General features: G+C 53.0%; 14 protein-coding genes. 7 read left to right on the top strand and 7 right to left on the bottom strand.

Annotated elements, in window-relative coordinates; genetic code table 11:
* The first annotated feature begins 10 nt into the window (after positions 1-10).
* From IC803_RS13525 to IC803_RS13510, 4 genes are all read left to right on the top strand, one after another.
* Complete coding sequence (locus IC803_RS13525) at positions 11-778, top strand: alpha/beta fold hydrolase (protein WP_081207780.1); 768 nt, start codon at positions 11-13, stop codon at positions 776-778.
* A 202-nt stretch (positions 779-980) separates the two neighbouring features.
* On the top strand, positions 981-1,352 hold the full coding sequence (locus IC803_RS13520) for an ArsR/SmtB family transcription factor (protein ID WP_081207781.1): 372 nt from the start codon (positions 981-983) through the stop codon (positions 1,350-1,352).
* Positions 1,342-3,468 carry a heavy metal translocating P-type ATPase gene (locus tag IC803_RS13515; RefSeq protein WP_081207782.1) on the top strand — a complete coding sequence of 709 codons (2,127 nt, stop codon included), beginning with the start codon at positions 1,342-1,344 and terminating at the stop codon, positions 3,466-3,468. Before IC803_RS13520 ends, IC803_RS13515 begins: the two co-directional genes overlap by 11 nt.
* A gap of 238 nt (positions 3,469-3,706) precedes the next feature.
* Entirely contained in the window at positions 3,707-3,952 is a 246-nt protein-coding gene (locus IC803_RS13510; RefSeq protein ID WP_081207783.1) for a hypothetical protein, read from the top strand.
* A 102-nt stretch (positions 3,953-4,054) separates the two neighbouring features.
* On the opposite strand, the gene IC803_RS13505 is transcribed toward IC803_RS13510, so the two are convergent.
* The 6 genes from IC803_RS13505 to IC803_RS13480 form a co-directional block, all read right to left on the bottom strand.
* Positions 4,055-4,804 carry a Fic family protein gene (locus IC803_RS13505; RefSeq protein ID WP_081207784.1) on the bottom strand — a complete coding sequence of 250 codons (750 nt, stop codon included), beginning with the start codon at positions 4,802-4,804 and terminating at the stop codon, positions 4,055-4,057.
* A gap of 199 nt (positions 4,805-5,003) precedes the next feature.
* A complete protein-coding gene (locus tag IC803_RS13500; RefSeq protein WP_081207785.1) occupies positions 5,004-5,306 on the bottom strand; it encodes a metal-sulfur cluster assembly factor in 303 nt (100 codons plus the stop codon).
* Between the two features lie 160 nt (positions 5,307-5,466).
* The gene (locus tag IC803_RS13495; RefSeq protein ID WP_081207786.1) at positions 5,467-6,717 is read right to left on the bottom strand and encodes a hypothetical protein; all 1,251 of its coding nucleotides are present in this window, start codon (positions 6,715-6,717) and stop codon (positions 5,467-5,469) included.
* Positions 6,714-6,923 (bottom strand): DUF2249 domain-containing protein, encoded by a 210-nt coding sequence (locus IC803_RS13490; protein WP_081207787.1) that lies wholly within the window; start codon positions 6,921-6,923, stop codon positions 6,714-6,716. Before IC803_RS13490 ends, IC803_RS13495 begins: the two co-directional genes overlap by 4 nt.
* A 3-nt stretch (positions 6,924-6,926) precedes the next feature.
* Positions 6,927-7,160, bottom strand: a complete 234-nt coding sequence (locus IC803_RS13485) for a DUF2249 domain-containing protein (RefSeq protein WP_081207788.1) — start codon at positions 7,158-7,160, stop codon at positions 6,927-6,929.
* A 232-nt stretch (positions 7,161-7,392) separates the two neighbouring features.
* A complete protein-coding gene (locus IC803_RS13480) occupies positions 7,393-8,085 on the bottom strand; it encodes a Crp/Fnr family transcriptional regulator (protein ID WP_081207789.1) in 693 nt (230 codons plus the stop codon).
* Positions 8,086-8,343: 258 nt separating this feature from the next.
* Here IC803_RS13480 and IC803_RS13475 point away from each other — a divergent pair, with 258 nt between their 5' ends.
* Positions 8,344-10,707, top strand: coding sequence for a nitric-oxide reductase large subunit (locus tag IC803_RS13475; protein ID WP_081207790.1), 2,364 nt, complete (start codon positions 8,344-8,346; stop codon positions 10,705-10,707).
* Between the two features lie 52 nt (positions 10,708-10,759).
* Here the strand turns inward: IC803_RS13475 and IC803_RS13470 are convergent, their stop codons facing one another.
* Positions 10,760-10,927: a hypothetical protein gene (locus IC803_RS13470; protein WP_190304216.1), complete on the bottom strand. Its 168-nt coding sequence runs from the start codon at positions 10,925-10,927 to the stop codon at positions 10,760-10,762.
* Between the two features lie 129 nt (positions 10,928-11,056).
* Here IC803_RS13470 and IC803_RS13465 point away from each other — a divergent pair, with 129 nt between their 5' ends.
* On the top strand, positions 11,057-11,290 hold the full coding sequence (locus IC803_RS13465; protein WP_081207791.1) for a DUF2249 domain-containing protein: 234 nt from the start codon (positions 11,057-11,059) through the stop codon (positions 11,288-11,290).
* Positions 11,291-11,392: 102 nt separating this feature from the next.
* Positions 11,393-11,971, top strand: a complete 579-nt coding sequence (locus tag IC803_RS13460) for a molybdenum cofactor guanylyltransferase (RefSeq protein ID WP_081207792.1) — start codon at positions 11,393-11,395, stop codon at positions 11,969-11,971.
* The last annotated feature ends 74 nt before the right edge of the window (positions 11,972-12,045 follow it).

Raw genomic sequence — 12,045 nt, 5'->3', positions numbered from 1 at the left:
TTGAACTGCGATGGTCATCGTTGAAAAAGAACTGCTGGCCGGAGTGCCGGTTCTTCACGTTGTCAAGCCGGAAAAGCAGGGCGAACGGCTGCCGCTCATTTTCTTTATTCACGGGTTTACGAGTGCCAAAGAACATAATTTGCATTTCGCCTACTTGCTCGCGGAGGCGGGCTATCGCGCCGTGCTTCCCGATGCGCTGTTTCACGGTGAGCGGGACGAAGGATTGAGCGAACGGAAGTTGCAGCTGTCGTTTTGGGACATTGTCGTGCGCACGATCATCGAAATCGACGAGATGAAAAACGACCTTGTGAACCGCGATCTGGCCGATCCAAAACGGATCGGGCTCGCTGGGACATCGATGGGCGGAATCGTCACGTTCGGCGCGCTCGCCGTCTATCCGTGGGTGAAGGCGGCGGTGGCGCTGATGGGCTGCCCGAATTTCGGCGCCTTTTTTGATGCCATGATTGAAGAAGGACAGCGGCGCCGCATTGAGTTTCCGATGCTGCCGACGTTGTTGGCGTTGGAAAAAGAAAAGCTTGCCCGCTATGATTTATCGAAACAACCTGAAAAACTCGCCGGGCGGCCGCTGTTCATCTGGCACGGGAAAGCCGACCAAGTCGTCCCGTATGCTTATACATATGAGTTTTATAAGCAAATTAAACCACTTTATGAAGGAAACGAAGACCGGCTGCAGTTGATCACCGACCCGCACGCCGGCCATAAAGTGACGCGTGAAGCGTTTTTGGAGACGGTGCGCTGGTTTCGTGAGCATGTGTAAGCAAAATCGGCAATGAGGAAACGAACATGTTTGTCGTCAGCTAAAGCGTGCTTCACAAAAGGGAATCCGCCTTTTAAAAACAAAAAAGGCGGATTTTTCGTTTGAGCACATTTTTTATTCAAATGAATATTTGAATATAAGGGGGAGATATGCTATTGTATATTCAAACGAATATTTGAATATTGACAAGGAGCGAGAAGGAATGCAACGTCATGATGTGTGCGACGTTTACTGTTATGACGAAGAGAAGGTCGAGAGGGTTCAGCGGCGGCTTCGTGATGAAAACATTGCCGCGATTGTGCCGTTTTTCAAGGCGCTTGCCGATGAAAACCGGGCGAAAATCGTCTATGCGCTTTGCGGTGAAGAGGAGTTGTGCGTCTGTGACTTGGCGAACGTGATCGGGGCGACGGTAGCAACGACGTCGCATCATTTGCGCATTTTGTATAAACAAGGAATCGTGAAATATCGGAAAGAGGGAAAACTCGCCTTTTATTCGCTCGATGATGACCATATCCACGAGCTGGTGCTTGTGGCGCTTGCTCATCAGAAAGAGGGGGAAGGCCGTGGCGAATGAACAAACATTGGATCGGCTCGAGGCCAAAACATACCGCGTGCAAGGATTGACGTGCACAAATTGCGCCGCCAAGTTTGAGCATAACGTCAAATCCTTGCCTGGCGTCAAAGAAGCAAAAGTGAATTTCGGTGCTGCCAAGCTCACCGTATGGGGGGAGGCGACGGTGGAAGAACTGGAGCAAGCGGGAGCGTTTGAACGCCTGAAAATTCGCGAAGAACGCGAGCGTCTGATGCGGCGGGAGCCGTTTTGGAAGAAGAAAGAGAACTGGAACGTCCTTGTTGCTGCCGGATTGCTTGGGCTTGGTGTTGCGGCGGATGCGGCGGACAGGGGGATATTGGCGGTTGTGATGTATTTGGGGGCGATTGCGATCGGCGGCTATTCGCTGTTTTGGACGGGGTTGCGGAATTTGGTTCGCTGGCAGTTGGACATGAACACGTTAATGACGATCGCCATTCTCGGTGCGGCGGCGATCGGCGAATGGCAAGAAGGAGCGGTCGTGGTCATTTTGTTCGCCATTAGTGAAGCGCTCGAGCGCTACTCGATGGACCGAGCGCGGCGGTCGATCGCATCGTTGATGGAAATGGCGCCCGCTGAAGCGACGATCCAGCGCGGTGCGGAGGAAGTGACCGTTCCGGTCGAAGACGTTCGCCTCGGAGAGGTCATGATCGTGAAACCAGGGGCGAAAATTCCTTTGGACGGCGTTGTCGTCAATGGGGCGTCCACGGTCAATGAGGCGGCGATGACCGGCGAAAGCTTGCCGGTAGAAAAAACGGTGGGCGATTCGGTGTTCGCCGGGACGCTGAATGAGGAAGGATTTCTAGAAGTGAAAGTGACGAAGCGGGCGGATGAAACGATGTTGGCGAAAATGATCGATCTCGTCGAAGAGGCGCAAGCCGAGCGGGCGCCGTCACAAGCGTTCATCGATCGGTTTGCCCGCTATTATACGCCATTGATTATGATTGTGGCCCTGCTCGTCGCTGTCATTCCGCCGCTTGTCGTGGGCGGCAATTGGCTTGATTGGGTGTACCGCGGTCTCGCTGTTCTCGTCATCGGCTGCCCGTGCGCGCTCGTCATTTCGACGCCGGTGGCGATCGTCACCGCTCTCGGCCATGCGGCCCGAAGCGGTGTGCTCATCAAAGGCGGGGTATATCTGGAACAAATCGGGCGGTTTGACGCCGTCGCCTTTGATAAAACCGGGACGTTAACAGAAGGGAAACCGTCCGTGACCGATGTCGTTGTGTATGAAGAAAGCCGTGAACGACTGCTGGCGGTGGCTGCTGCCATCGAAAAACGATCGCAGCACCCGCTCGCTTCCGCCGTCGTCCGCCTAGCGGAAGAAGATGGCGTGCCGTTTCTTGACGTGCCGGTGGATGACTTTCAGTCGTTGACGGGTCAAGGGGTGAAGGCGGTCGTCGAAAACGAAACGTACTATATCGGCCGTCCATCTTTGTTCGCCGACATGCTCGGCCGTTTGCCAGATGAAGCGGAACAACGAATCGCTGCCTTCCGTCAAGAAGGAAAAACGGTGATGGCGATCGGCACGGCCGATCGGCTGCTGGGGCTTATTGCCGCGGCCGATCAACTGCGGCCGTCCGCAACGGAAACGGTTGCCGCGCTGCGGCGCCTTGGGGTTAGGGAAGTGGTGATGGTGACGGGCGACCATGAGCAAACCGCGCAGGCCATCGGCCGTCAAGCGGGCGTATCAGATATTCGCGCCGGGCTGCTTCCCGAAGAGAAGCTGACAGCGATCCGCGAGCTGAAACAACGTTGCGGCATGACGGCCATGGTCGGCGACGGGGTGAATGACGCCCCTGCCTTGGCCGCGGCCGATATCGGTGTGGCGATGGGCGGGGCGGGGACGGATACCGCCTTGGAAACAGCCGATGTTGTGCTCATGGCCGACGATTTGCGCCAGCTGCCGTACACCGTCCGCCTTGGGCGCCGAACGCTTGCCATCATCCGGCAAAACATCGCCTTCGCCTTAGGGCTTAAAGTGCTGGCACTCGTGGCTGCCGTCCCCGGCTGGCTCACCCTTTGGCTCGCGGTGTTCGCCGATATGGGCGCGACGTTGCTCGTGACACTCAACAGCATGCGCCTGTTGCGGGTGAAAGAATGAGACGGGGCTGCGGGCAGCGAGGAACAAATCGTTTCGATACATCGTCCAACTTACAAGGAGTGCATTTGCCCTCTCTCATGAAATGCATGGAAAATATGGATGTCTTCTGACGATAAGAGACGGTATCATGAAGAGGAAAACATCAAAGCTGATTAGGTTGAACGTTTGGGGATAGCGGCTGTTGGATGGAAACATCGTTTTGGTCTGTTTATGAAAATCATGGGGAAGAGGGGGCGTCATGGAGGGTTCTCGAAAAGAAGAGAGGCATGAAACACAACGGACAGAAAAGATTCAACGGATGGATGACCGGGTGTTTTCGCCGACCGAAGAGTTGGATCGGATCGCTGCGGGAGGGGCGATGAAGCGGGAAGCCCTCGATTGGCGAGGATTTCCCCGGTGGATTCGGTGCTTCGGATACATCGCCTTGGCCTTTTTTGTCATCGTTCCTTTGATGGCATGGTTGTGGAACGTGTTGCTTGAATAGCCGATCAAACGCCAACCACCGCTGTCGGCTTGGCAGAGTGGGGCAAGAAGAAAAAGGCACGGAATGATGTTCACTTCCGTGTCTTTTTCGTATGGAGCTGTTTCATTCCCCCTCAATCCCTAGCGCGTACAAATAGTGGCGCAAGCTTTCTTCGACACATGCGGCGATCAGTTGAATGAACGGAGTGGCCTCACCTTCGACGCTCGCTTTTTCCAGCGCTTCGTAATACTTCCGGCGCTGTTCTGGGTTTGCTTTCACAATAGCGGGCGGATAGCCATGCTGCATTAAAATGAAATTCATCATTAAGCGGGCGGTTCGTCCGTTTCCGTCGGCAAATGGATGAATGTATACGAGCTGAAAATGGAAACGAGCCGCCAGTTCGATTGGATGAAGAGCATGTTGATTCGTTTCATACCAAGAAAACAATCGATTCATTTCATCTTGGACATGCAAAAAGTGAGGGGGGGTGTACGAGCTGCCGGAAATGCGCACATTGTATGTTCGATATTTCCCGGCATTTTCATTGTCAATGCTCTTTAATACTAAATAATGGACCTGTTTCAACACGTGCTCGGTCAAATGTTCTTTGTTTGCGACTAACTCTTCAATAAAGTCAATCGCCTCCGCATGGTTAATAGCTTCCAAATGTTCCTTAAGCTGTTTCCCGCCAATGGTAATCCCTTCTTCTACGACTAGCTTTGTTTCCAGCAAGGTTAACGTATTGCCTTCGATGGCGTTAGAATGGTACGTCCATTCGATCCGAAATGATTCCCGCAAGTTTTTTACCAACCCTGGAGGCAAAGGGCGCAACGCATCCAACCGTTGTTTCAGCTCGTCGATTTTGGCAAACATCGCTCTCACCTCTTGATGTATGATTCGCGGCCTCGATTCGTTTTTCCTTTAAATAGCCAAGCGATGGCTCTCGTTTTTTCTATTTTTCTATATGATACAAAAATAAAGGGAGGGGAGTGTTCAGCAGTTGCAGGACAATGAAACAACCGCCCGCCCAACGCGGGCGAACGGCTAAAAGGGGATGGAAAAGTGGACCGTTTCAGGAAAAATGACCAAGCTGCCGGAGCGCTTCTTCGCTCATCCGCTCCGGCGTCCAGGGCGGATTCCATGTCACTTGGACGCGCACGTCGCGGATGCCGTCGATTTGTTCCAACGCCCGCTTGACGCCACCGGCAATTGAATCATGAAGCGGGCAGCCGGGGGTGGTGAGCGTCATGAGCACATCGATCTGGCCGTCTTGAATGTGTAAGTCGTAAATCAGCCCTAAGTCGACCACGTTAATGCCGAGCTCCGGATCGATGACCGTTTTCAGTTGTTGAATGGCGAGTTCACGAATATCCATGTTTACTCCCTCCTTGATTGTCATTTTCGAAAGGCTAGGAAGACTCGGTGTTCCAACGCTTGTTCTTGGCGAAAAAGACATGCTGCCGGATTGGTTCGCGAATGAGACGATTGGCTGCCAAAGTGCCATCACTGAGGCGCCGGGCCGCTGGCGAATGTCGTTATTTGCGCAAGACCGCTAAAATCGTGCCGGCGAACAAGACGCTGAGTCCAGCAAATAGCGCTTGACTAGCGGCAAACAGCCGAGTGTTGGCAAACAACAGCGCCGCCGCGGCGAGCACCAAGGCAACAGCGAATAGAAGACACTGAACGGTGATCAACCGTTCATTCATCATTTGTTTTAACGTCGGCACATTTCCTTGACCGACTTTTTCACTGTAGCGATGGGTCCACCATAAAAACGGCACGATTTTGAACAAATAGCCGACGATGCTGAACAAGATCCAGCCAACAATGAATAGATAAACAATGATGCCAAGCCACCGTCCGCTGCCGACAACGATGGCGGCAAAGGCGGCAACGTGCAGCCCAAGGCCGATGACGATGGCGAATAACGAAAACCGAAACGGGCGATCGAGCGCCTTTTTCATTCGCTTTTGCAAAATCGCATAAATGTGCCAGGCAAAAAGAGCGAATCCGCCTGTTAACAAGGCGGCGCCGATGGCTATCCATGCCTCGCCCGGCAGGAACAGGCTGATCAATCCCACCGCCATGCCGCTCGTATACAGCGCATAGACGTAGCGCGCCGGGCGCATCGAAAAGCCGTGGGCGAGGGAAAACATCGGCACCATTTTATACGAAAAACCCATAATGAGCAGGGTAAACCAGCCGCACAGCCCAAACAGCACGTGCAGGCCGAACACCGTTTCATGACTGTTGGCGCCCGTGGCGGCGAAAAAGTGAAAGGCAAGCAACGTCCCGGCGGCGCCCGTCAGCAGCAAAAACAGCAAGGAAGTCGCGACAAACAGCGTCATGATCGTTTTGTTTCCTTGTTGTTTCAATGTCATCGCCATTTGCCAGACAAATAGCACGATGCCGAACAGCAGAAGCAAGCCAGAGAGAAACGCTTGGTTTGGCGTAAACGCTAAACTGGCGGCAAAGGCGACGATGCCGAGAGCGGTGATCGCAAACTGCCAAAAACCGAGCCGCTCGCTCCAAATCGGTGTCAAAAAGGCGACCGGAACGAGCTGGTACATCGCCCCCATCGCTGCCATTAAGGCGAAGCCAAGCAAGGCCAAATGGGCCGCCGCCCACACGAGCGGCAGCCGGAACGCGCCGCCGCTCATTGCGGGAACGCCCGCCAGCAGCACAAGCTGCGATGCGGCGAACGCCAGCACGGCGAAAATGATAAAGGAAAACGGAAGGCGGATGTCCGTTTCCGTTCCGGTGCGGGCCGGAAACATGGCGCTCATCCTTTCATAATTCGAATTTCAAAGCTGCCGTCTTCACGTGCGGTCGTCTCGTGCCGGTAGCCAAGCTCATCAAGCTGCTCGTACAAAAACATCGGTCGGCGGTCGTTAATGATCGTCAGCGTCTCGCCAGGATTCAGCTTAGCGAGGGCAGCGAGCGTCCGCATCATCGGCTGCGGCGGCTCGAGTCCGCGGTTATCGAGGATCATCGGTCATCCCCCCTGCTTCACAAACGTTACTTTCCAATGTTTTTTTTCGATTTGTTCCGCTTCGTACGTAAATCCTTTCGCTTTCATAATCGGAAACAGCGGCAGCGGCTTGAACGGGGCGTGTAAAATGAACGTATCACCCGACTGCAGCGGCTTGATGGCGTTCATAATTTTTTCAAACGGTTCCCGCTTTTGCCGCAAATCTTCGCGCACATCGAGTTCAATCGTTGTGGCCATCCACATTCCCTCCTTTTTGCTATTATGATAATCATTTTCATTGTTGAATGTTGTGATATAGCTCACAACCATGCGGTCGGAACACGATGTGTCTGCCGCTGGTTCGAGAAAGATGGATGGTTTGTTCTGAACGTGCGATGCCCAATCATTCCCTCGCCATCTGGCTCTCAAGCGGGGCGAGAGCGGCATTCATCCCCATTTCCGCGATGAGCCGCATTTTAGACAAAAGGGATTAGAAAAAGATTTCTTGCTCAAGCCCTTCCTGATCGATCAAATAAAAGCCGTGTTCGTCGACATTGATCAACCCTTTCCGTTTCAGCTGGCTCAACGTCCGGCTGACCGTTTCGCGGGCGGTGCCGATCATGTTGGCCAGCTCGCGGTTTGTCACATGGGCGGTGAGACGGTGCCACTTCCCTTGTTTGACGGCATTCGTCCGCGTCAGCCGCAACAAAAGCAGCACGATTTGTTCGTACGTATTATGGAGCACTTGCGCTTCGAGCCGGTTTTGCAAGTCAACGATTTTTTCGCCCATGACGCGAAACAGTTTCATGCATAGCTCAGGGCTGGCCATCAGCACTTGTTCGAAATCATGGATCGGAATGGCGATCAATGTCGCTTCTTCCGCCACTTCGGCGTGAGCCGGGTACGCGCCTTTTAAGAAAAAGCCGGCGTGCGGAAACATTTCCCCCGTCTGTAAAATCGAGACGATTTGCTCTTTCCCGCTGAAGTCCGTTTTATAAATTTTTACCGTGCCGGAATGAATGAAATAGACGCGTTCTAACGGGTCGCCTTGCATAAAGACAAACGTCCGCGGCTTGTAGACGCGCACATGGGAAATGGCGACAAGCGATTCGAGCTCGTAATCGGACAGTTCGCGAAACAACGGAACCGTTTTTAAGCGATCTTTCATCCAATGGTTCGCCATGGCGTTCTCTCCTTTAAAAAGGTGACAAAAACGTGACAGCTCAGAAAATGTGACAAATGTGTGGCAGCTGTTTGTTGGAACAGAAGGCGACGGTTTTCGAACATCCGCGCCGTTTGGCCCTTTCTGCCTTCATTGTATAAATTCTCACACGTTGAAGCTGTGATATAAATCATAGTTGACATTTGTCTCGGCTCACAAACTGCCAAACGATCAGCGCGCTACAATGGGGGCGAACAAACGAGAAGGAGGTTGCCTCACATGGAAGTGAACCGAACGGTCCGCCCGAACATCCGGCCTGGGTGGCAAACAACCAACAGTTTTCTTAAATCGATTCTCATTTTCACTATTTTAATTAGCTTTACCGTCCTGCTCGTCGGCGGATATTGGATTTTTAAAGAAATGGCGCCAAGGCCGAAAGAAGTGCGCAGTGAAAGCGGCCAAGTGTTGATGACGAAAGAAACGATCGTCGGCGGGCAAGCTGTGTTCCAAAAATATGGATTGATGGATTATGGTACGGTGCTTGGCCACGGGTCGTATATGGGGCCGGACTATACGGCGGAAGCGCTGAAAGTGTACACGGAAGGCATGCAAGATTACAAGGCGAAAGAACGGTATCACAAACCGTTTGCCGATTTAACGGACGATGAGAAGTCGATCATCCGTGAACAAGTGATTAAAGAGATGCGGAAAAACCGCTACAATCCGGTTACGGATGTGCTTGTCTTGACAGATGCACAAGTCCACGGGTTGGAAAAAGTGCGCGACTATTACCGCGACGTTTTCACCAATGGTGACGGCTGGGGATTGAAAAAAGGATTGATCAAAGAAAGCGACATGCCAAAAGCGGATCGCGCTTGGGTTGCGGATGGGGATCAAATTCAACAAATTGCCGACTTTTTCTTCTGGACGGCTTGGCTGTCGAGCACGCTCAGAATTGGCGACGAGATTACGTATACGAACAACTGGCCGTACTATGAGGACGCCGGCAATACGATGTCGTTTTCCGCGGTATGGTGGAGCGGCGCGAGCGTCACGATTTTGATTTTGTTTATCGGGATCATTTTGTACGTGTTCCATCGCTACCAATTAAGCATGCAAGAAGCGTATGCCGAAGGGAAGTTTCCGGTCATCGATTTGCGGCGGCAGCCGCTTACCCCGTCGCAGGTGAAAGCGGGTAAATATTTCGTCGTCGTATCGGCGCTCTTTTTCGTCCAAACGATGTTCGGGGCATTGCTTGCTCACTATTATACAGAACCGGACAGCTTCTTTGGCATCAAATGGATCCATGACGTATTGCCGTTTAACATTGCCAAAGGATATCACTTGCAACTGGCGATTTTCTGGATTGCCACCGCTTGGCTTGGCATGGGGATTTTCATCGCTCCGCTTGTCGGTGGGCAAGAACCGAAAAAGCAAGGGTTGCTTGTCGATTTGCTCTTTTGGGCGCTTGTTGTCCTTGTCGGGGGCAGCATGATCGGCCAATGGCTCGGCGTCAACGGCTATTTAGGAAACAAATGGTTCCTGTTTGGCCATCAAGGTTGGGAATATATTGAGCTCGGCCGCATTTGGCAAATTATTTTAGTGGTCGGCATGCTCCTTTGGCTGGTCATCGTCTTCCGCGGCGTCAAACGCGGACTGAAGCGGGAAAGCGACAAAGGCGGGCTCATCCACTTGCTGTTTTACTCCGCCATTGCCGTTCCGTTCTTTTACATCTTCGCGTTCTTTATCGAACCGGACACGAACTTTACGATGGCTGACTTCTGGCGCTGGTGGATCATCCACTTATGGGTGGAAGGCATTTTTGAAGTGTTCGCCGTTGTCGTCATCGGGTTCTTGCTCGTACAAATGAGATTGGTGACGAAAAAATCGACGGTCCGGGCGCTATACTTCCAATTTACGATTTTATTGGGCAGCGGTGTCATCGGCATCGGCCACCACTACTACTACAACGGTTCGCCGGAAATATGGATTGCCCTTGGCGCCGTGTTCTCGGCGCTTGAAGTCATTCCTCTCACGCTGCTCATTTTGGAAGCGTACGAGCAATACAAAATGATGCGCGACGGTGGAGTCAACTTCCTGTACAAAGCGACGTTCTGGTTCTTGATTTCAACCGCCATTTGGAACTTGGTCGGCGCAGGGGTGCTCGGCTTCCTGATCAACTTGCCGGCAGTCAGCTACTTTGAACACGGGCAATTCTTAACGCCGGCCCACGGCCACGGGGCGATGATGGGCGTGTACGGCATGTTTGCCATCGCCGTGCTCCTTTACTCGCTGCGCAACATTGTCAAGCCAGAGGCGTGGAATGACAAATGGTTGAAGTTCTCGTGCTGGATGTTAAACATCGGATTGGCCGGCATGATCGCCATCACGCTCCTTCCAGTCGGGATTTTGCAAATTAAGGAAGCGTTTGTCAATGGCTATTGGGCGTCGCGTTCACCTTCGTTCTTGCAACAAGATATCGTCCAAAACTTGCTGCTTGTCCGCTTTCTTCCGGATACGATCTTTTTGATCGGCGTCGTCGCGTTGCTTGTCTTTGCGATCAAGGTGCTGTTCCATTTGCGCAAGCCAACGCACGGCGAAGGGGAAGAGCTGCCGGTGGCGAACTTAGCGGAAGAAGAATAACAAATAGGCACAGCGGAATGCCGCTGTGCCTTTCATTTGCGAACGTTTTCAACTACTTGCAACATTGATCGGGCTTGGCGTGTTCTTTCTCCTTTTGCTTTTCATGGCAAGGAAAACAGTACAATGTCTCCTTTCCTTCGCTGATGACGCCGTTTAAAAATCCATGCAAACAATGGATCGGCTTGCCGCATTGCGCGCAAAAGCCAACAAGCTCTTCCAACCGCCATTTCTCCTTTCACGGGGATTGAAAAATGTTCACCAGACGACTGTGATGCTCATCACTACCGTCCTAGGTGAAAGCGGCTATGATAAGTATATAATTCATTATACTACAAAGGAGGCCAACGTTATGAGCCAATTTGCTGCAAAAATCCATGCTCCGGATTATCCGCCGCGCGATCGCCATCCCGCAATTTTCCGGCTGTTTGACAGCCTGAAGCCGGGGGAGGTGATGGAGCTTGTCAACGACCATGACCCGCGTCCGTTGCAATACCAGTTTATGATGGAGCGTCCGGATCAGTTTACATGGGAGTACTTAGAGGAAGGACCGGACGTCTGGTGGGTGGCCATCGGCAAAAAATAACTCATCCGCTCCATGAGGGTTTCCGTCGGCAGGCGGAAATCTTTTTTTTCGCCGGTTCGTATGGTACGGTAGGAACAGACGAGGTCTGGGAGGGGGATCGTGATGAAACAAACGATTGCTGGAGTGGTGCTGGCCGGCGGCCAGTCGCGCCGGTTTGGACGGCCGAAGGCGTTCGCGTTGCATCAAGGAGCGCCATTTTTCGCTTGGTCTGTCGCCGCGCTTGCTCCGATCGTTGACGAATTGTATCTCATCAGCCATCCGGCGCTTGTCGACGAGTTTCGTCGGCGAACGGATATCCCGGTGCTGCTCGATGTGGAGGGTTACCGCGGCTCTGGGCCGCTTGCCGGCATTTACACCGCCATGGAACAGAGCCAATCCGATTGGGTGTTCGTCCTGCCGTGCGACATGCCGTATATGGACAAGGACGTAACGGAACGGCTCGCCGCCTATGCCGATCCGTCCTTTGACGCCGTCGTTCCGCTCCATGACGGTCGCCCGGAGCCATTGGTCGCCTTGTACCACCAGCGGCTTCGCCCGATGATCGCCAAGCTGCTTGATGCCGGCGAACGACGGATGGTCTCGCTTCTTGACGGCGCCCGCGTCCGCTATGTTGACGCCCAACAGCTTGCCGCGGATGAAAACGTATGGCGCAATGTCAATAAGGAAGAAGAGTATCGGTAAGATGGGGGGATATATCTTTTGCTGATCGAAAGAGCCGTCCTTGACCACGGAATTGTTCTTTTTCCCGGCTCTTC

The organism is Geobacillus sp. 46C-IIa (assembly GCF_014679505.1).
Taxonomy (GTDB): Bacteria; Bacillota; Bacilli; order Bacillales; family Anoxybacillaceae; genus Geobacillus.
Note: the sequence above shows the minus strand (reverse complement) of the source record. Positions and strands in the feature narration are given on the sequence as shown.